This is a genomic window from Lentzea alba (genome assembly GCF_047445655.1).
GTDB lineage: Bacteria > Actinomycetota > Actinomycetes > Mycobacteriales > Pseudonocardiaceae > Lentzea > Lentzea alba_A.
The window spans coordinates 1-19,361 of sequence record NZ_JAJAEG010000045.1 but is presented as its reverse complement, the minus strand read 5'-3'; the positions used below and the strand labels follow the sequence as shown (position 1 = coordinate 19,361).

At 64.8% G+C, this 19,361-nt stretch carries 16 protein-coding genes and 2 pseudogenes; 12 read left to right on the top strand and 6 right to left on the bottom strand.

From position 1 onward, the window contains the following. Positions 1 to 247: 247 nt before the first annotated feature. The 7 genes and pseudogenes from LFM09_RS44930 (at position 248) to LFM09_RS44900 (ending at position 6,723) form a co-directional block, all read left to right on the top strand. Positions 248 to 1,051, top strand: a complete 804-nt coding sequence (locus LFM09_RS44930) for an alpha/beta fold hydrolase (protein ID WP_414102755.1) — start codon at positions 248 to 250, stop codon at positions 1,049 to 1,051. Positions 1,052 to 1,403: 352 nt separating this feature from the next. Next, positions 1,404 to 2,172 (top strand): annotated as a pseudogene (locus LFM09_RS44925) (transposase family protein). Positions 2,173 to 2,497: 325 nt separating this feature from the next. Beyond that, positions 2,498 to 3,151 carry a M23 family metallopeptidase gene (locus LFM09_RS44920; RefSeq protein WP_414102754.1) on the top strand — a complete coding sequence of 218 codons (654 nt, stop codon included), beginning with the start codon at positions 2,498 to 2,500 and terminating at the stop codon, positions 3,149 to 3,151. 414 nt (positions 3,152 to 3,565) lie between these two features. Continuing rightward, positions 3,566 to 3,883: a transposase gene (locus LFM09_RS44915; protein WP_414102753.1), complete on the top strand. Its 318-nt coding sequence runs from the start codon at positions 3,566 to 3,568 to the stop codon at positions 3,881 to 3,883. A gap of 543 nt (positions 3,884 to 4,426) precedes the next feature. Further along, positions 4,427 to 5,683: a group II intron reverse transcriptase/maturase gene (gene ltrA / locus LFM09_RS44910; protein ID WP_414102752.1), complete on the top strand. Its 1,257-nt coding sequence runs from the start codon at positions 4,427 to 4,429 to the stop codon at positions 5,681 to 5,683. Between the two features lie 126 nt (positions 5,684 to 5,809). Continuing rightward, positions 5,810 to 6,511: pseudogene (locus tag LFM09_RS44905) on the top strand (IS3 family transposase); the annotation flags it as partial. Next, positions 6,412 to 6,723: a transposase gene (locus tag LFM09_RS44900; RefSeq protein WP_414102805.1), complete on the top strand. Its 312-nt coding sequence runs from the start codon at positions 6,412 to 6,414 to the stop codon at positions 6,721 to 6,723. The pseudogene LFM09_RS44905 and the gene LFM09_RS44900, both read left to right, overlap by 100 nt. 575 nt (positions 6,724 to 7,298) lie before the next feature. On the opposite strand, the gene LFM09_RS44895 is transcribed toward LFM09_RS44900, so the two are convergent. From LFM09_RS44895 to LFM09_RS44880, 4 genes are all read right to left on the bottom strand, one after another. Then, positions 7,299 to 7,796, bottom strand: coding sequence for a DUF1996 domain-containing protein (locus LFM09_RS44895; RefSeq protein WP_414102804.1), 498 nt, complete (start codon positions 7,794 to 7,796; stop codon positions 7,299 to 7,301). Positions 7,797 to 7,815: 19 nt separating this feature from the next. Further along, positions 7,816 to 8,208: a hypothetical protein gene (locus tag LFM09_RS44890; protein ID WP_414102751.1), complete on the bottom strand. Its 393-nt coding sequence runs from the start codon at positions 8,206 to 8,208 to the stop codon at positions 7,816 to 7,818. 1,369 nt (positions 8,209 to 9,577) lie between these two features. Further along, entirely contained in the window at positions 9,578 to 10,141 is a 564-nt protein-coding gene (gene shbA / locus LFM09_RS44885) for an RNA polymerase sigma factor ShbA (RefSeq protein WP_414102803.1), read from the bottom strand. 1,243 nt (positions 10,142 to 11,384) lie between these two features. Then, entirely contained in the window at positions 11,385 to 11,870 is a 486-nt protein-coding gene (locus tag LFM09_RS44880) for a hypothetical protein (protein WP_414102750.1), read from the bottom strand. 136 nt (positions 11,871 to 12,006) lie between these two features. On the opposite strand from LFM09_RS44880, the gene LFM09_RS44875 reads away from it, so the two are divergent. The 5 genes from LFM09_RS44875 (at position 12,007) to LFM09_RS44855 (ending at position 16,838) form a co-directional block, all read left to right on the top strand. Next, positions 12,007 to 12,597, top strand: a complete 591-nt coding sequence (locus LFM09_RS44875; RefSeq protein ID WP_414102749.1) for a hypothetical protein — start codon at positions 12,007 to 12,009, stop codon at positions 12,595 to 12,597. 1,730 nt (positions 12,598 to 14,327) lie between these two features. Next, positions 14,328 to 15,002: a TetR/AcrR family transcriptional regulator gene (locus LFM09_RS44870; RefSeq protein ID WP_414102748.1), complete on the top strand. Its 675-nt coding sequence runs from the start codon at positions 14,328 to 14,330 to the stop codon at positions 15,000 to 15,002. A 125-nt stretch (positions 15,003 to 15,127) separates the two neighbouring features. Beyond that, complete coding sequence (locus tag LFM09_RS44865; RefSeq protein ID WP_414102747.1) at positions 15,128 to 15,334, top strand: hypothetical protein; 207 nt, start codon at positions 15,128 to 15,130, stop codon at positions 15,332 to 15,334. Positions 15,335 to 15,348: 14 nt separating this feature from the next. Then, positions 15,349 to 16,008: a LuxR C-terminal-related transcriptional regulator gene (locus tag LFM09_RS44860; RefSeq protein WP_414102746.1), complete on the top strand. Its 660-nt coding sequence runs from the start codon at positions 15,349 to 15,351 to the stop codon at positions 16,006 to 16,008. Between the two features lie 65 nt (positions 16,009 to 16,073). Continuing rightward, positions 16,074 to 16,838 carry a sigma-70 family RNA polymerase sigma factor gene (locus tag LFM09_RS44855; RefSeq protein WP_414102745.1) on the top strand — a complete coding sequence of 255 codons (765 nt, stop codon included), beginning with the start codon at positions 16,074 to 16,076 and terminating at the stop codon, positions 16,836 to 16,838. Between the two features lie 210 nt (positions 16,839 to 17,048). On the opposite strand, the gene LFM09_RS44850 is transcribed toward LFM09_RS44855, so the two are convergent. Further along, positions 17,049 to 17,387, bottom strand: a complete 339-nt coding sequence (locus LFM09_RS44850; protein WP_414102744.1) for a hypothetical protein — start codon at positions 17,385 to 17,387, stop codon at positions 17,049 to 17,051. Positions 17,388 to 17,824: 437 nt separating this feature from the next. Continuing rightward, on the bottom strand, positions 17,825 to 19,270 hold the full coding sequence (locus LFM09_RS44845; RefSeq protein ID WP_414102802.1) for an IS1380 family transposase: 1,446 nt from the start codon (positions 19,268 to 19,270) through the stop codon (positions 17,825 to 17,827). Between the last annotated feature and the right edge of the window lie 91 nt (positions 19,271 to 19,361).

Below are 19,361 nucleotides of genomic sequence, written 5' to 3'. Positions count from 1 at the left end.
CGACGACACGTATCCCTCACACGGTGGAACGACTGGCGCCATCTCATAGGTCAGCAGCGCTGAGCCGGTGGCGACACCGATCGCGCTGACGGTTGACACCCTCACAATTCCGCCCCTGCGTGCACAGTTCGACAACGCGAAGGGTCACTACGCCGTCGCAGCTGAACCTGACCGGTGCACCACACGTGTATCTGTGCACAGGAAACCACGAACAGCACGCCGTCGCCCGGTAAGGGAGGAGTCTGCGGTGGATCAACTCACGGCCGTAGTCCCGCAGTCTCTGCTTCACCGCGTGGCGGACTGGCTGCACATCCCGGTCTGGCATGAAGCCAAAGCACTGGCGCAACGCACGGAGATCAAGACCCATCCACTGTGGACCGCGCCACCCCTCGACGCGCGCCAGCAGTCGCTTCTGCTGATCGGCGGGCTGTGCAGCACCGCGCAACTACTGGCACCTCTGCACGACCTGATGCTCAGGTTGAACTTCCGCTGCCAGCTCGCTCCTACCCGCCTTGGACTTGACTGCGGTGAAGCGATCGTGGCGCGCAGCGAAGACGCGCTCGAGCGCCTGGTGAACACCACCGGGCAGCCCGCGATCATCATCGGGCACAGCCGAGGCGGACAGATCGCACGGGTACTCGCCACCCGCCGACCCGATCTGACACGGGGACTGATCACCCTGGGCAGTCCGCTGACCCGGCAGCTCAGCGTCAACCCATGGCTGTTCGCACAGCTGTCCGTGATCGCGATGGCCGGCTCACTCGGCGTGCCAGGCCTGATGCGCACCTCCTGCGCATGGGGTTCCTGCTGTGAACGCCTCCGCACCGACCTCACAGGACGCTTCCCCGGCCAGGTCCCGTTCACCAGCATCTACTCCCGCAGCGACAGAATCGTCGACTGGCGCAGCTGCCTCGACCCCGCCGCGCGCCACCACGAGGTCAACGCGGCACACGGCGGGTTGACCTGGTCCCCGGAAAGCCTCACAGCACTCGTCGACGAGCTGACAGGAATGCTGCACCAGCCCCACGAACAGGAGCTCACCGCCAGTTGATCAGGCCGACGGATCTAGTCGAGAGGGATTTCTGAACAGCGCATTCGATTCGTTAGTGAATCCTGATCTGGTCATCTTCAAGGGGTGTCCACGATTTTCAAACTCTGACCTTGATTGGGTTCTCCGGATTCTAGATCTTGTCGCCGCACTCTTTGGGCATCTATGTGTGTTGGCGGAGTCGCGGCCGCGAGCGCAGTGATCCTTCTTCATCCTGGGCTCGATGCGTTGGCCGGCAAGGCTTCTTGCGGGTAACAGGCTGATGGGCACTGGCACGTCGGCACCTGGATGTGACGAAGCCCCTGGTAACAGAGCTTTGTATCGAGATCGTTCTGTAGATGCCCAGGGGCTTCACGTGCTGTTCTATCGTGCCGCTGCCGTTGTCATATCAGACCCTGACCTTCGTGCCTGGCCTGGTTCGCGCCCACCGCAAGCAGCTCGGATCGGTGTGGCGCAAGCTCAACCCAAGACAACAAGCGCTGCTGGTGCTGGTGTACCTGCGCAAAGGTGCGATCTTCGGCGAGGTGGGCGCTGGGTTCGCGGTCTCGGCCACGACGTGCTGGCGCTAGGTGAACGAGATTGTCAAACTGCTGGCCCAGCGGTTCCCGAAGCTGCGAAGCGCGTTGTGGAAGGCGAAATGCCAGGGTTTCGCCTACGTGGGGATCGACGGCACGCTCATGCCGACCGACCGGATCGCCGCCGACCGCTCGTTCTGCTCTGGCAAACTCAGGATGCGGGGGTGAATCTGCAGGTGATCGAGTCTCCGGACGGCACGATCCTGTGGGTGTCCGGCGACCTGCCTGGCAGCATCCACGACGCCGCCGCGGCCCGAATCTGGAACATCCTCGCCACTCTGCGCCAGGCCGGGCTGATCGCCTTGGGAGACAAGGGCTATCACGGTTACGACCCGACCGGACGACACGTGATCACCCCGCGCAAGGGCCGCAACAAGCCCGAGTCGTAGAAGCACGCCCACCGCGCCCACGCCCGCTCGCGCGGCCCCGGCGAACTCGCAGCTCAAGACCTGGCTCGTCCTGCGCAAACTCTGCTGCTGCCCGCCGCCGCGTCGGCCGACTGGCCCAAGCCATCCAGTCCTACAGAACTACGAGGCCACTGCAATATGAAAGGCTCGGTGTGGAGATCGAATCGGCAGAGGTGTGCAGTCGCCTGGATATCGGTTGAGGAGCCCTGGTGTGCTTCGCGCGCCGTGATGTACGCCAGGAACTTCGGGTGCTGCGAGCCTACCGCCGGTATTCTGCTCTGCCGTTCACCTGCTGCTGTGCCGATTTCCAATCATGGCGGGGCAAGAACGGTCCAATAGTGCACGGCTCTGAGGTAGATAGGGCGGTATGTGTCCGTATTGCATCCGTGGCGTTGATCGTTTTCGTGTAACCGAAGTATTCCTAATGAAAGGATCTTCGGTTGATCGGCAGCGTTGTGAAGAGATGGGTGACCGCAGCCGCCACTGTCGCAGTGGTGCTGACATCGGCGCAAGCGGCCCATGCAAGTGACTACCGGCCTCAGGTCGACGTCGGCAAAGCGACGGCCAGACTCATACGTGAGCAGGTAGCACAGACCAAAACCTATGTACGGGTTGCGACTGCGCACTACGAGGCCTTGATTCTCGAGAGCAGGCGCGTGGCACAGGCCGAAGCGGAGCGTCAGGCCGCCGAGCAGGCGCGTCAGGCCGCCGCCGCGGCCGAGGAGGCCAGAAGGCCGAAGTACGTGCGTCCCGCCGACGGCGTGTTCACCTCAGGTTTCGGCGCCAGGTGGGGCACAACCCACCTCGGGATCGACATCGCGAACGCGATCGGCACGCCGATCAGATCCGCCGCCGACGGTGTAGTCGCGGAAGCAGGCCCGGCCAGCGGGTTCGGCCTATGGGTGCGGGTCAGGCACACAGACGGCACGATCACCGTCTACGGACACGTCGACCGAATCCTGGCCCCGGCCGGGCGTGCAGTGAAGGCAGGCGAGCAGATCGCGACGATGGGCAATCGCGGCCATTCAACCGGTCCGCATCTGCACTTCGAGGTGTGGCGGGGAGGATCCCGGAAGATCGACCCGCTTGGTTGGCTGAACGCCAACGGCGTCCGAGTCTGACAAGACACACGTGCGGCCAGCTCCAAGTCCGCAACCGGTTGACAGAACAGAGCTTTCGGTGACACGGCCTGTGGCGTCCCCAAGCCGCTTCGTCTTGTCAATGGTCACTGCAGGGTCCGCAACGGTGCGACGATTGGTGACGCAGCGGTGGCATGTCCATCGCGAGCTAGAGGGCGCTTGATCTTCGGCGCTGACCGCCGCGTTTGAGGTTCACCCCAGGCAGTGGACACCGAGTTAGCAGGACCGAGGGTTCTGCTGAAAGGATGTCCGCNACGATTGGTGACGCAGCGGTGGCATGTCCATCGCGAGCTAGAGGGCGCTTGATCTTCGGCGCTGACCGCCGCGTTTGAGGTTCACCCCAGGCAGTGGACACCGAGTTAGCAGGACCGAGGGTTCTGCTGAAAGGATGTCCGCATGCCTCCTCGTAAGCGCCGGTCGTACACGGCTGAGTACAAGGTCGAGGCTGCGCATCGTGTGATCGATTCCGGTCGCACGATCAGCGAGGTTGCCCGCGAGTTGGGGATCGACGCGGGGATGTTGAGTGTCTGGGTCAAAGACGAGCGGCGCCGGATCGCCGCGTCCGAGGTCCAGGGAGAGAATCCGCTGGAGGCGGCGGAGCGGGCCGAGTTGCTGCGGTTGCGCAGGCAGGTCGCGGAGTTGGAGAAGGACAACGCGTTCCTGGTAAAAGCTTCGGCGTACGTGTGTCCTGAACACTTGAGGAGTGCCACGTAGTGGCGGTCTGAAAGTGGTGCTGTGCAAGAGATGGAGGTAGGTCCTCCGCAGCCAGCCGTGCAGGCGGGGGCTGCAAACCACCGCGAGCTGCGTCGGTTAAGTGCCGGGGTGGTGAGCGTCGCGGAAAAGACGAGCCGGAGAGCGCGTCAGGTGTGGGCCGCGAAGGCGAGTGAAACCGAACCCTTGTGGAAGCGTCGAAATGCTTAAGACGACATCAGAACCGGGGTGTGTATGCGGCCCTGGGATGAGTCAGGGAGACAGCCTGTCGACTGCCCTGGCGGTGTCCGGCGTGAAGAGGGCGCGAGCGCGGTTCAGGCTCTTGCATGGAACAGGAGACCCTGTCGTCCTGGAATCCTCGCCTGAGGTTGGGCGGGGTGGAGGGAGTTCCTCAAGCGGCGGAAACCGTGAGAGGCAGAGTACCGGTCCAGGTCACGGGGGCGGACCGTCTCGTAGTAGTGATGAAGCCCTGGTAATCGGGGTGGAGCGAAGGGGACGGGCCATCTGGTCTCGGTCGCGGGTCAACCACGGTAGTGGGAGGAGCCGGTGAGTGAGACGAGGTCGAAACCGTTTGATATTCCCAAGAAGTTGGTGTGGGAGGCGTATCAGAAGGTCGCGGCGAACAAGGGTGCGGCGGGAGTTGACGGTGAGTCGATCCAGCAGTTCGAGGCGGATCTGAAAGGCAACCTCTTCAAGCTGTGGAACCGGTTGTCGTCAGGCAGTTACTTCCCGCCGCCGGTGCGCGCGGTGGAGATCCCTAAGCCTGGCAAGCGAAACGAGGTCAGGACGCTCGGGGTGCCCACCGTGGCCGACCGGATCGCGCAGACTGTGGTGCGCATGGTGCTGGAACCTGGGGTGGAGCCGATGTTCCATCCGGATTCCTACGGGTATCGGCCGGGCCGGTCGGCGCATGACGCGCTGGCGGTGACCCGGAAACGGTGCTGGGAGAACGATTGGGTGGTCGATATGGACATCCGGGCGTTCTTCGACACTATCGATCATTGTCTGCTGATGCGCGCGGTCGAGCGTCACACCAGCCTTCCCTGGGTGTTGTTGTATGTGCGCCGCTGGCTGGTGGCGCCGATGCAACACCCGGACGGAACGCTGGTGAGCCTGGATCGGGGCAGCCCGCAGGGCTCGTCGATCTCGCCCTTGCTGGCCAACCTCTTCATGCATTACGCGTTCGACATGTGGATGGCCCGGAACTATCCGGGAGTCCCGTTCGAACGGTACTGCGATGACGTGGTGGTGCACTGCCGCAGCAAGGCCCAGGCGGAGCTGGTCCGGGACAGGATCTCCTCCCGGCTGGCCGAGTGCGGGCTGGAGCTGCACCCGACCAAGACCCGGCTGGTGTACTGCAAGGACGTCAAACGCGTGGGTTCGCATGAGCACGAGCAGTTCACGTTCCTGGGACACACTTTCCGGCCCCGGCTGGCCAAGAGCAGGCACGGCGACTTCTTCGTCAGCTTCGCACCCGCGGTCAGCCGGGACAACCTGACCCGGATCCGGCGTGTGATCCGGGGATGGCGTCTGCATCGGCGCAGTGACATGACCTTCCAAGAGATCATCGCCCACATCAACCGGCATGTGGCCGGATGGATCGCCTTCTACGGGCGGTTCCGGAAGTCCGAGCTGTATGCGGCCCTCCGTGGAATCAACACCTTTCTCATGCGGTGGGCCGTGCGGAAATACAAGTCGCTCAAACGTCGGCCGAAGCGGGCGTGGGCATGGCTGAGGGACGTCGCTGGTCGTGTCCCTTGGCTGTTCGCGCACTGGAAGCTCGGCGTTGTGCCGGGACGGTGACGGCTGGATGGTGGGAGCCGTGTAAATCGAGAGGTTTACGCACGGTTCTGAGAGAGCCGGGCGGTGAGATTCCGCCCGGCCACTCGCCTTTGCCGCGATGCAGAAGAACCGCAACGGTTCGCTCTGATGGCCAAGTACGCCGGCTCCGATGACATGGCCGGCGTCGCCGACACCACCGAGCCCGAGGGCGAACGCTTCGCGGTCCGGCGCATGGCGCGACTGCTGAAGGTGTCCGCCTCCGGTTACTACGCACACGTGAAGCGTTGTGCGGCAACGGTGTTGACGCCGCGTCGGCAGCGCCGCACGGACCTGGAGGTGAAGATCACCCAGGCGCACAAGGACTCTGGCGGAACCTATGGGTCGCCGCGGATCACCGCGGAGTTGCGGGATCAGGGCGAGGTGGTCAGCGCGAAAACCGTCGCCAAGGTCATGGCCGGTATCGGGATCGAGGGCGTCAGCCCCCGCACGTTCAAGGTGAGAACGACCGTGGTCGATCCGTCCGCGTCGTTCCCGCCGGATCTCGTCGAGCGCGAGTTCGACCAGGGCCGTCTGAACGCCGTGTGGCTGACCGACATCACGTATCTGTCCTGTGGTGAGGGCGAAATGTTCCTGTGCGCGATCCGCGACGGGCACTCCCGCACAGTGCTCGGCTACAGCGTCGCCGACCACATCGGCGCCGGCATGGTGACCACCGCCATCGAGGACGCCGTGGCCGCCCGCGGCGGTAAATGTCGTGGCACAGTCCTGCATTCCGACCGCGGCGGCGAGTACACGGCGAATCTGACCGCGCAGGCGTGTTGCGGCACGGGCTGCGCCGGTCGATGGGCGCGACCGGGATCTGCTGGGACAACAGCCCCGCGGAGTCGTTCTGGTCGACGTTCAAACACGAGGAGTTCTACCGGCACGTCTACGCCACGAAGGCCGAACTCGTTGCCGCGATTGACAAGTGGGTCACGTTCTACAACAGTGTGCGGCGGCACTCCGCGCTCGGGATGCGCAGTCCCAGCGACTATGAGAAGTCACTCCGAGCAGCTGCCTGAATCTCTTAAGCCCCTGTCCACCGTTCAGGGTGAACCTCAGTTTGCCATACGTACGGGTCTGGTTCCGCTTGTCGAGTGCGGGAGGTAGCCATGGCTCGTCGTCCGGGCTTGTTTGTCCGCGGGTTACCGATGGAAGAGGGACGCAAGCTCCAGCGGATCACCAGGACCGCGAAGCTGAGGCGGGCGATCGTGGTGCTGATGTCGGGTCAGGGCCGGGCGCTCCGCGACATCACCTCGTTGATGCAGGTAGCGAGGACTACGTGCGGGACGCGATCCATGCCTTCAATGAACGATCCGGCAGGGTTGATACCGGCCATGCAGGAACACCGGGACCGTGCACCGCGTCCTGTCCAGCACCTCCCTGGCCAGAGGGCCGTCACAGGAAACGCATCGGCCCTCCCGGACAGGCACCCCGGCGCGCTAAGGACCACGTCCCCGGACGTGCCAGTAAGCGGTGGGGCGGCGGAGCGGCCGAGGGGATCACCGTGGACCCCACGGTGTTGCCGTTGGCAGCGAATACCTCGACGCGTAACGAGACGAGCACGGCAGGAGCATCACATCGAACGCCGTGACGGTCACTGTTGTGCGTTGAGCCGAGTGGCGATCTCTCTCATCTCGGCCTGCGGCATCACGTTGATGAATCCCGCGTGATCTGTCGCTGGATGGCGCAGCTCGCTGGGGAAGGCGTCGATCGCGAACGAGCGACCGCGCGGGATCTTGTAGCCGACAGCCACGATGAGACGCGGAATCGCAAACGTCCGAACAGGACAGACCCCGTTCCCGAGCGGAAACACCATGTGCGAACGGTGTGAGGCACTGTCGACATTGGCCCCGTCCCAGCAACTGGGGAACTCGTAGACGCGCAGTGTCCGGTCGCCGTCATCGCAGAGTGGGTACTTGGTCGTGAAACGCCCGGCGGTGTTCGAGCATCCCCATCTCACTCGAGTGTCAGCCCCGAAGCCGTTGGTGACCGCCTTCGCGTCTCCCGTCGTCATCCGCAGGAACCGCGGCATGGGAACCACCTGGCCGGCAGGGCTTCCATCGTAGCGAACCTCAACACTGTCTGGCGGCAGAACCTCGCCGAGATTGCCATCAGCACCCCCAGCCCTCCGCGTGCACGTCGTGACCCGCGCCGTCTGTCAGCCTCAGCACCGGCCAGGAATAGCTGGACAGATCACCTTTCTCACACGTGCTGATGGAGGCGCTCAACGTAGCGTCGGTCGACATCGCGTCCGTCGATGTGTTGCCGACGTACTCGTGCATGTGATGCGCGGCGGCCCGAACACCCGGCGCGGTGACCGGGTTGTCCGGGTTGAGGTGACGTCGTTCATTGGCTCCGCAGCGCACCACGACGCTCGATACATCCATGACTTGCCCGGTCGGCTCGAGCTTCGCAACCGGCACGAAGTAACCATCATCCCGTGCGTCGACCAGCATCGTGCCGAACGTGCCCGTGATGACCGCGGCAAGCACCGCGACCAGCACGGTCGTCGAGAAGCGGACGCGTGAACCCACGCCTCAGCATCGGTAGCAGGGCAATCAGTTGACTGTCGGCTGCCTGAAAAGTACCGGTCCAGTGCGCGTTCGGTCCCCGACGTCGAGCCCTCGCCGCTCAGGCGTTCGGGGTTGTCGCCGACGGTGACGAGGAACGGCTCGGCGATGCCATCGCCGAGACGAGCAGCGAGATCAGGGCGGCGCTGTTGTGACGACCTGCCGGCCATGCGATCACGGTTCGTCACAGACGCAGCCTGAGTGGACAGTCCGTCGTGGACAAGACGATCGTCCTCCAGTGCCACGGCCCCACGTCGCGAATGTCTCAGCGGCAACCAGAACGCCGCTCTGACAGTCGCAGTCCTTTGGCTGGGGCTGTTCCGGGCAGCCGCCACGGCGCGCAGCCGTCCGACGGCAGACTGTCGACGCCACAAGGGCAGAGCGGCGTGTCGCCGTCACCGAGTTGCCCCTTCGCTGCGAAAGCTTCGCGCAGACTGAGTCGGGGCACGGGATGGGGATTGACGGTGGTGTGGGCTGAAGAGTTGTTGCGGGAAAGACGGCAGGAGTTGATCAGATCAGGTGCTCTGGACGAAGCGGATCGCCTGCTCGAGGTCCTCTCGCTCACGGTTTTGGCAGCGGAGCTGACTGCCGCTCTCGACCGGGGTGACATGCTGGCTGCGTCTTTTCATACCGGGAATCTCAGCAGACAGGTTCTGCGGATACGCCCGCTCTGGCTCCACACGGACTCGGATGGCGGCAGAGACACTTCCTGACGGTGCTCAGGCGTGATCGGCGGGCCGCGGCACGGCCGGAACCCGCCGTGCTGCATGCGTCGGCATGTTCACCGGGGCCTTTCGGGCACTCTGATTTCTGTGCACGAATCAAGGCCCTGGCGTGTTCAGTCCAAGCCCATGAACGCTCCGCTTAGGGGTACGTTCATGCGAACCGCCGGCCAGCTGTGTCTTCGTGATTCGGTGGTTGCGCCCAGAGCTCGTGACTCGAGTTCCCAGGCAGTCGGCACGGACCTCATCACTTCAGCGCAAGCGCCGGGTTTCGGTTTCGAGAGTTTGCGGCTGCCGAAGCTGTTCGGCAGCATCGCTGGAGCAGTTGGCGCCTTGGAGCACTGTGGGCACTCGCACTCCGCGCCCGGTGAACGAGGGCCTGCCCGCGCCGCCCGGCTGGAGGTGATCGAGCTGCACCGGCAGACGGGACTCGCCACGGTAGGCCTGACGGACGCCGGGGCGGCTTGACAGACTCGACTAGGTATCCGCCTGCTTCTGTCCACCTCCCCAGGTGCGCGGGCGCGAGTGTTCTACCGTTCGCGCAGACCGAACAGCCGAGTCTGGCGGTGACGCAACAAAGTTCACACGAGCAGACCTTGCTCGACTGCTATAGCGGCGCGCAGTTTCGACAGTGCGCGGTGCTGGGCCACGCGCACTGCGCCAGAAGTGGATCCGATGGCCTCGGCCGTTTCCTTGCCTGACAGGCCCACGACGATGCGCAGGATGAGAATCTCTCGCTGCCACTCGGACAGTTCGCCCAGCAGCGTGCCCATCCGCGCCGACAGTTCGGAGCGCAGAGCGTGCTGCTCGGGACCGACACCGTCCCAGGCCATGTCCGGCACGTCGTTGACCGGGTCTGTGCGGTTGCGTGCGAGGCGGCGTCTGGCGTCGGCGACCTTGTGCGCGGCGATACCGTAGGCGAAGGCGAGGAAGGACGAACCCGTCACGCGGTACTTCGGAAGGGCTTGCAGCACGCTCATCAATGACTCTTGAACAACGTCGTCGGCCATGTCGCGCAGATGCATCCCGATCCGGGCGCGGCAGTAGCGCGTGATCAACGGATACAGATGAGCGAAGAGCCTGGCGCGTGCCCGATGATCGCCCGCGGCCGCCGCCGACACGTCATCGTCGATCTTATCCCGCAGGACAGTGTCCCGGTGCGCTGTGCCGATCGTGTTCTCCCAGAACGACTCCCAGGCCGTCCGGACCCGAGCTGCGGACTACTTCCTCACGGCTCTCCTGTCTAGTACACGAGTCCACGTGTGAACAGCATTCCACGAGAAGAATACCCAAAGGACCGTCGGTGTTGCACGAACGGGCATTCCCGCCATATGGCCAGACAATGCGCTCACTGCGGCCAGTTGTCCGCGACGCCACATCGCCGCTTCCTGAGGCCGCGAGATCGCCAATCCCTCGGAAACGCGTCAGCACGCCGACCGCCCCGGCTTGGACGATCCGCGGCGAGCGGCAATCCCACGCTGCGGTGAAAACCACACACGAACGTGAGCTGTTGTGTGCGTTCGACGCGCACAACACCAGTTCACCGCCCGCACGGTGACATCGCAGATCCGGACGTGTCTGTCTACGGACTCCCAGCGTTCGTTCAGCGCTGACGCGGTGTTCGCGTTCGCTGGGCCGGCCAACGGCCCCGCTGCCACCGACGACGTGGTTACGCTTAAAGCAGAGCGCGAGGAACTGAACCAGGTATACGGCGGCACTGCGATCACGCCAGTGACTCAAACCCCTCGCAGGAAGCGGAGCCAGACGGGATCCCGCTGCGCGCCGACTTCCTTGAGTCTCCCGTCGCAGAGGCCCGTTCTCTGACCTCGCCCCGTAGCGCAGACACCGCAACAGCAAGGCGCGTCCGACACCTGTTCGCATGGTGGGCGGCGTGCAAGCGGAACGTGCGCCGTCGCCTCGCGTCCCGACGCGGTTTCTGGGCATGCTCACGGCAATGACACCATGGGCCACACTGTCTCGCGCAGCGAAGCAGGCGGGGCCGGGTGCTCACGGACAGAAACCGCGGTCCTCCAGGCCCTCTGCAATGTGGACTCCGCCATGCGGCGCGGGTTTGTGGTTGCGTGCAACGAGATGAGCGTGAGGAAGCGACATAGCCCAGGCAGGACGTGACGAGACAGCACGCATGTACCACCCACTCCTCGGTCAGAGAGTGGACTGACCGAGGAATAGGTGATCATGCCTGTGTGCTGCGACCTGGTCGCCACTGTCGCGCCCTGCGGTGCCGTGGTGGACCTGTGCACGTCACTGAGGACGGCCGGCCAGTCGACTCCGTCGTTCTGCGTACCAGGTTCAGCTTCCTCGTGGATCATGCCGGTAGCACAGACGGACCACGTTCCCTGCCAGCCAGAGCAATGGCCCGGGATCATTTCAGTGAGGCCGCCCGCGGCGCTGTCGTTGCCGCACTCCAGGACGAGGGACGGCGACGTGCGCTGGTTGTGGCGTTCTGTGCGCCGGCGCCGTACTCGCCCCAGTCTGCTTTGGCCTCGTGGCTGTCAACGCCTCGTCCGGCGCTGACAGCGGTCCCTCTCGCGGCGGGTCGGCGAACCAGGGAATCCTCGTGCCGACCCTCGTCCAGGCGACCACGTCCACGGAACCGCTCACCACCTCGGCTCCCCCGAGCAGCGAACCGCGGCGCGTCACCACCCCCTCGACGACCCGCGGGACGGTGACACCGGCTCCCCCAACGCCGCCGGTTCCCACCAGCACCTCGCCCAGCGTCGTCACCTCGGCTCCGACGACCACGACTACCGGGTCGTCGCTGCCCAGCGTCAACCCGTCACCGAGCAGTTCCACGCCACCGGCCGGGAACAGCACGGTCAGCTGAGCAGAAACCGGCAGAACGTTCGACGCCACTGTGCCGCGGGCGCGGCACAGTGGCGATCTTCGGGAACTGGTTCGTCCGTGGCGGTTTTCCCGTTTCCCGTCTGGACCAACGGCGCAAGGCTAGGCACCTGAGGGCAGCCTCTGCCGTGCGAAGGTGCGACAATGCGTGTCAGCACTGGAAAAATCGCCTCTGTGTCTCGCTAATGAAGCTGTGATCTGCTGGGACCGTTGCGACGACGAGCTCATCGGAATCTTCGACAACTACGAGATTTCGGTGCTGCGCAGCCATGGGGAGGCACTTCTGGCCCTGCTCGACCATCGCGAGCGCTCCTACGAGAACATGCCGCTCGACGACAATCGAACGGCACTTCTGCCGAACGCGACCACTGATGACACACGGCTAATCGCAATCCTGCGTGATCAACTCGGTCAGGACGAGCCCGACTGGTTGTTGACACTGCACGAGGTGGCCTCCTTCGACGAGCTGCGCGTCGCGCTCGGGACCTTTCTCGCGACGTTGCCCTCCGACTCCGGTGCGGTGCGGCTGCGTTCTCGCGTGGAGGCCGAAGCCTGGGCGAGGAGCATCCAGGTGTTCGCCGCCGCACTGGCCGCGGTGACCGACGAGACCGGGCGTGCCTTCGAGCAGGACGCGGGACCGACCTCGGCCTGGCTCGCCCGTATCTCCGGCGGCCTGAGCGAAGCCTTGGATGGCGGCTCGAGTCCGGACGCCACCCACGTCTACGACACCGAGCGTTGACAACGAGCGTTGACAACGAGCTCTCCGCACTTATCTGTGCGCTAAGCCAAGGTCAACGTTTCCTCAACGAGCGACAGCGCGGGCCACGTAACCTGTTCCAGTAGGCACTCACATGCAACTTCCCTTAATTTGCAGGCATTCTCTGGGTTGTAATGGTACGGCGACCCTTTCGCGGGAGGGCCGCACGTGACCACTGTTACCTCGCTGGATCCAATCCTGCGTCAGGACACTGGCCCGCGACGGGCACCAGATCCGATTCGACTACGCGGGCGCGTTCGGACCCGCATGTGCGTCGATTGCGCTCACCTGGGCCACTAGCGGGCAGCGCCTGTGCGGCTTCCCAGAACGCTTCGATCTGATCATCGGCGCCAAGCGGCACCACATCACGGCGACGACCACCCGTTGCGACTGCTGAAACACCGGATGAAACAGTTCGAAGCGGCACTGCGGCACGAAGCCGATCTCGCGCGGCTCGCTTGTCTCCGCGGGACAAGTCGGGGACGCCGACGGGTGGTGGATCGACCCGGCCGTGTGCCCGCGGCTGACCACCAAGTGACCCTGGGCCTCCCAGTTCTTCAGCGTGGTGGTGGGAGAAACCATTCCGTGCGGTGTGCAGCGTTGGCCTGAGCGACGTTTCCCGGCACATCGGCCGAAGTCGTTCCGGTCGCGAGGGTGTCACGTTGCTCAGCCGACCGGACTTTGAACCACCCGGAGCAGCCGTTGACGCACGGATGATTCATCTCGACCAGCCTGAACGCCCCATCCTCACTACGGTGCGGCTGCTGCCAGGTCATCGTGCCCGTTCCCGCGCACAGATCGCACTCTCCCAGGACGTCCACATCTGCGTCGGGAGGACTGCCGGCGTTCATCGGGACGGCGATTGTGGACCAGCAGGGCTTGCCACGGTGCCATGTGGACTGTGTCGGCTGCGGTCGACGCCGAGTCGTGCGGCGATCTGGTCGTGAATCGGGGTGCCGATAGCATGGGGCGGCGGATGCGATGCGCCGACCGCACTTTGGGTTTCGTCCAGCGGAAGCTGACCGAGTTGCAAAGCTGCCTCCTCCGCCTCGTGTCGGATTCACCGATGGTTCCCACCGAGAATTTAGACGGTTGTGAGCGGCGCCGGATACTCGCCGAGCGGTGATTCACTCGTCCAGACATCGTTATGCCCCAATGTGGGACGATGATCAACCGCGTGTGGATCTCGCCGGGACCGCGTTCGAGCCCCAGGTGCATCCCCCCGTGCGGACACTGCCATTGACGTTCCGGAACGCGGTCACGTGGCGTTCACTGCGGTCGGACGCGAGCGTTCCCGCCGATCCGAGCTGTTGCCGATGAACGTCCCCGGCTCAGTCAACCGGATCGGATGGTCACGCAGGCATTTCCCGCACCAGCTGGACGTCCTCACTGGTCTACATGCGGAAATGGTCAGCGGACACCGTGCTGAAGCAGGATCGGCTGTCGCTACGATCCAAGGGCTCGCGCCTTTGGTATCCAGTGTCTTTCGAGCCTGTTTGATCAGCGTCCACCCCCGTCGGGCAGGAGCGTGACCTCACTCGCCCATGGATCACACCGTCGTGCAAGCAGAGACACCGCAGACCGCATCACGGCCGGGCTTCTCACATGGCTTGTCACCCGATCGCCGCAGCGACGCATCGTCCCGAGTTGTTGATCTCTACTGACTGTGGGTCAATACAACTGGACGTACCTGGCGGCGAGGGGTGGGAGCCGTGGACGGACGAGCCGCCCGCTGGGCGGGACAGCGCGCGACGCGCCGCGCTGAAGTCATCGCGGCGGCGCTAAGCGTCATCGCGGAGCATGGACCACAGGTGTCGACCGAGCAGATCGCCGAACACGCCCGCATCGCCCGTCCCACCCTCTACCGGCACTTCGACGGCGCGGACGATCTGTACGACTCGGTCGCACAACGGATCGGTGAACTACTGGTTGCGGAACTGGCACCGGTCATCCTCCATCCCCACGGCAGCGCGCGAGAGCTCATCACCCGCGTGGTCCGCACTTACGTGGTGTGGTTCTCCGAGAACGTGCGGCTCTACGAGTACCTGGTCTCCTGGTCCATGAGGCTCCAGGCGGGCGAACAACAACAGGCAACCGCTGTCCGCCATCAGATCGGCGAGCTGCTGCGTGCGTTGATCGCGGAGTACGTCGCATTGTTCAGCGGCGATCCGCAGGTTGCCGATCCGCTGGCGTTCGGCCTCGTCGGGATGGTGGAAACAGCGGCGGCGCGGTGGGTCACGACGCCGCACGCCTCGCTCGACCGCGACGACCTGATATTCCACCTGACAGGTTGGGCCTGGGGTGCATTCGATGTCGCATTGCGCGAGATAGGCATCCAGCTCGATCCGGACATTCCACTCCCGGAACTACCCGGCCGCAGTACCTGAAATCGCAGGTCAGACACCTGCAACTACTCAAAGTGTACTGATTGGCGAGTTCGCATAGTTACTGCTACGTTCATGTAGCGCTTACCCCGAGATTGATCCGTGCAGCCCAGCGGATCACCTGAGTGATGGAAACCATGAGCGACCCAAACGAGCAGCATGCGTGGCTGGACAACGCGGCGCAGCAAGCCAAAGAACGTATCTCGTCCCTCTACCGCGAAGGTCTGGAGTCTCTCGACAGAGAGTCGCAGGACAACTCTGCCGAGGCCGCATCGTCAGTGACGGAACAAAGCCCGGCAACCTCGGACGTGGACCAGCTCGGCGGTTCTTTGTGACATCCCTACCCCCCATGGCCGCCGCCTTCCGGGTCTTAGCCGCCGACGCGACTCCTGTGTTCCGGGAGGGCCTGCGCACTGTCGTGCAGCGCACGATCGGCCTGGAATGGGTGGGTGGCACCGACCATCCCGACGTCGTCCGGGACGGGGTACGCACCACGCGGCCTCACATCGTCGTGCTCGACAGCGCGATCGACCCGCGCGCGAATCTGGCCGAAGACCTCATCACGGCCAATCCGAGGTTGACCGTCGCCGTCGTGTTCCGTGAGCGCGACCACACTCCGGCATGCGTGCGTGCTGCTCAGGCGGCCGGAGCGCGATGCCTGCTCAGCAGAGACACCGACGCTTCCACCATGGCACGAGCCATTCTGCACGCGCATCCAGCCCACCGGTACGTCGACTCGCGCCTGGCCCTCTCCCCCGGTATGCGTGGGTTGGGCGACTCTCGACACGAGGTACTCACGTCCCGGCAACGTCAGGTCCTCGCGCTGGTCGCCGAAGGAACGACCGAACGCGACATCGCTCAGAACCTCGACATCACCGTCAACACCGTGCGCACCCACATGACGGTGATCCGCCGCCGCCTTGGCGCCCGCGACCGCGCACACGCGGTAGCGACGGCCTACCGCACAGGGTCTCTCCCGCTGCCGCACGAGGCTCCAGCCGCGACATGAGCACCCGCTCACACTGGTCCCTCACCAGAGCAGCGGATCGATCCGACGCTGAGCTGATCATGTTGATGCGCACCGAAGCGGCGGCCGCGTTCGAAGCGCTGTACCTGCGCCACGTCGATGCCGCTCGCACCCGAGCCCGGTACCTGGCGCGCAATCCCATCGATGCGGACGACCTCGTCTCGGAAGGGTTCGCCCAAGTTCTCGCAGTCCTGCAGAGCGGCAAGGGTGGCCCGACCCGCTCGTTCCGCGGCTACCTGCTCACCACGATCACCCATGCCGCACTCGCCCTGCATCGCCGTGACTCACGGCTGGTGCTGACCAGCGATCCCGGCACGACCGCAGACGACGCACGCCATGCGGAGCAACGGTCTCATCAGGAGTCGGCCGTCGAGAACGCACTCGACCGCCTGCTCGCGGCGCGCGCTTTCCGATCGTTGCCGAGCAGGACCCAACAACTGCTCTGGTACACCGAGGTCGTCGGCGCCAGCCCCGCCGCACTAGCGAGAGCGCTGCGCACCTCACCGAACGCGGTGTCCGCCCGTGCGCACAGGGCACGGGAATCCCTGCGCACCGCCTACCTCGATGCCCACGTGGCGGGTGCCTGCGGCGCGGATGCCTGTACGCCGTTCGTGCGCGATCTCGCCGCCTTTATCCGCAATGCACTGGGACCACGACGCCGGCACAGCGTCCAAGACCACCTGACCCGTTGCCCGCTTTGCCGCGACCTGTCCGAGACCCTCACATCCATCAACACCACGCCGAGGCAGATTCACACGCTTGGCGATGCCACGAACGCCTCTGCCGCAACAACTTCTGGGCCACACGAGTGACGACCCGCCACTTCCGCAACGCCGTGTAGGCACTCTTCGACCCCAGAACCAGGCCCCGTTTGACGGGCGACAATCACGCAGCGGCACAACGGGTCGCGGCCACCGTGGGCGTCGGCGAGGTACACGCGCGGTTTCTGCCCCAGGACAAGGTTCAAGCGGCGCGGGAGAGCTACGGCATGCGTGGGTGTCGCCAAGTGAACTGTCGATCACTCAGTCGAACAGCGTCCATCCGTTGCGGTGTTGGTCGACAAGTCCAGCGGTGGTGTGCTCGGGCGGCGCAACGTAGAAGCATGGTAGCGGCGCTGTCAGATCGACGAAGACAACAGCATGGACGCCTTCGACATTCTGTTCAGTCGCTCGACGCAGCGGCCGTTCCGTGCGGAACCGGCGCGCGAACACTCTGGCCTTCTTGCCGTTGACGGTCAGCAGCCATCGCCGGTTGTCGGCTTCCAAGTTGACGGCGTGGTGCGTACGGCGCACCGCTTCCGAAGCCGCCAGATATGCACCGGCTTCGTTGAGCCGGTCGTTACTGAGGTCCTCGTAATCCATGCCTGCATCATCAGCGCTCGGACAGACAAGTGGGTAACGGGACACGGACACAGCTGGCACTGCTGCGTACACACCCACATACCGATGAGCGGTCGCGCCCGTCACGTCTCGTGCAGATCGGAACGGATGTGTCCATACAGGCCGGAGGGGCGTTCCAAGCTACTTCCGGCCCTTCTTTTTGCCTCGCGAGCGACGTGTTGATGGCGCTAGCCGATTGTCCCCAGAGGCGATAGATCAACTTCCCCAGGTGATTGTTGGATGTTAGCCCGGATCTTTCGTGCGGGTGACGGCCCGGCTTGAGAGCGGGTCCGGTGGCTGTTAGGCGTCCTCCTTTCGGTGTTCGGGGTCGTCACAGTGGCCCGTTGTCGGCTGGGTGCCGTCGGGTTCCACGGCCCGATGGAGGTGGGTGCTTGTTCGCAGGGACAGGTTGTTGCTGGTCAGGCCAGTTGTGGCAGGTTGTGCAGGCGTCGGCAGGCGGTCTGGATCAGTTCGGCCCAGGGTGCGTGGCTGGCCAGTCGGAGGTGGACTTGCCGGGCGTGGCGAGCGATGCGTCCGGCGACGGAGAACAGGCGTAGCCGCAGGCGTTTGGGTTCCCAGCGGCGGGCTTCGTGGCCGTTCAAGGCGAGCATCTGAGTCCAGGCGGTCAGATCAAGGGCGAGGGCGACGATGGCGACCCAGATCTGGTTGTGGGCGTAGCCGTGCAGGGGCAGGTTGGTCAGCCCGGTGGCCTTGGCGGCGCGGATGCGGTCCTCGGCGCGGGCCCGGCGGCGGTGGCGTAGTTCCAGATCGGCGAGCTGCACGCGGGGCGTGTTGGTGGCGAACGCGGTCAGGCGCAGCCCGTCGGCGTCGGTGAATCGCAACTGCGCGCCAGGATGCGGGCGTTCCTTGCGCACGATCACCCGCATGCCTGTGGGCCACCCGGACATCTCCAGCACGCCGGTGGCCTCGGCGACCCACGCCCCGTCACGCGGGATGCGTTCGTCGTCATAGGCCGGGGTCCACGCCTGCGCGGGGATGCGGGCCAGGCGTTCGACAGCGTCATCGGGCAGATTGAACCCGAGCGAGTAGCCCAGTTTCCTTGCGTGCAGCCATTCCACGAACTCATGAGTGCCGCCGGCGGCGTCGGTGCGGACGAGTACCTTGCGGCCGGCCCGTCCGCCGTTGGCGGTGAACGGCAACTGCCGCAACGCGTTGCGGGTCACCGCGATGTGATCGGCGGCGGTGTTCGACCCGGCGTTACCCGGCCGCAGCATGATGGACAGGGGTTCGCCGGTGCCCTGCGCGCCGTGGTCGGCGAACGAGCACAACGGATGGAAACCGAAGCCACGCTTGAACGTCGGCGCCGCGTTCTGCTTCTCGGAGTGCGCGGTGATCAGGGTGGCGTCCAGATCGATGATCAACGGTTTGTCCGCGTCGATGGCATGGTCCGGGGAGCGTTCGCCGGCCAGTGCCCATGCCGCAGCCCGTGCTCGCGCGCGGGCTGCGTTCAGAACGGCCACTGCCTTGTCCGCGTCCTTGGCCAGGATGTCGATTAGCCGTGACACCGTCGGATCTGAGGCGACGAGCCCGAACAAGCCCGGTTCGGACCTCACGGTCGTGATATCGGCCAGGCAGTCACCGCCCAGAGCGACCGCGATCGCGAGGTCGCACAGGATCTTTCCTGGGTCGTGGATCGCGGTCGGCGCCCGCCAGCGCCCCGACGCTGACGATAACGCCTGGTCCAGCCCGACTTTCCCCGCTGTCGTGACCAGCAACGCCGCACCCGCCTGCGACACCACTCCTGTTCCCGCGGTGTCGACGGTCAACGACGGATAGAACCCGGTAGGCTTGCTCACCAGAAAGGTGCTCCCGAACTCGCACGGACAAGACCCTAGACAAGCCATATCCTTGCAGCTCAGAGCACCTTTCTCCATGAAACAGCCACCCTCACGGGGACTGTAAAAAGAGCGGTGTAACTCCCGATCATGGAAGTGC

What these genes read in the sequence shown, in the direction of transcription:
- LFM09_RS44915 (WP_414102753.1), top strand. Translation starts at nt 3,566, where the DNA reads ATGCCTCCTCGTAAGCGCCGGTCGTACACGGCTGAGTACAAGGTCGAG.
- LFM09_RS44900 (WP_414102805.1), top strand. Translation starts at nt 6,412, where the DNA reads ATGTCGTGGCACAGTCCTGCATTCCGACCGCGGCGGCGAGTACACGGC.
- LFM09_RS44865 (WP_414102747.1), top strand. Translation starts at nt 15,128, where the DNA reads ATGGAAACCATGAGCGACCCAAACGAGCAGCATGCGTGGCTGGACAAC.
- LFM09_RS44860 (WP_414102746.1), top strand. Translation starts at nt 15,349, where the DNA reads ATGGCCGCCGCCTTCCGGGTCTTAGCCGCCGACGCGACTCCTGTGTTC.
- LFM09_RS44855 (WP_414102745.1), top strand. Translation starts at nt 16,074, where the DNA reads ATGCGCACCGAAGCGGCGGCCGCGTTCGAAGCGCTGTACCTGCGCCAC.
- LFM09_RS44850 (WP_414102744.1), bottom strand. Translation starts at nt 17,387, where the DNA reads ATGGATTACGAGGACCTCAGTAACGACCGGCTCAACGAAGCCGGTGCA.
- LFM09_RS44845 (WP_414102802.1), bottom strand. Translation starts at nt 19,270, where the DNA reads ATGGCTTGTCTAGGGTCTTGTCCGTGCGAGTTCGGGAGCACCTTTCTG.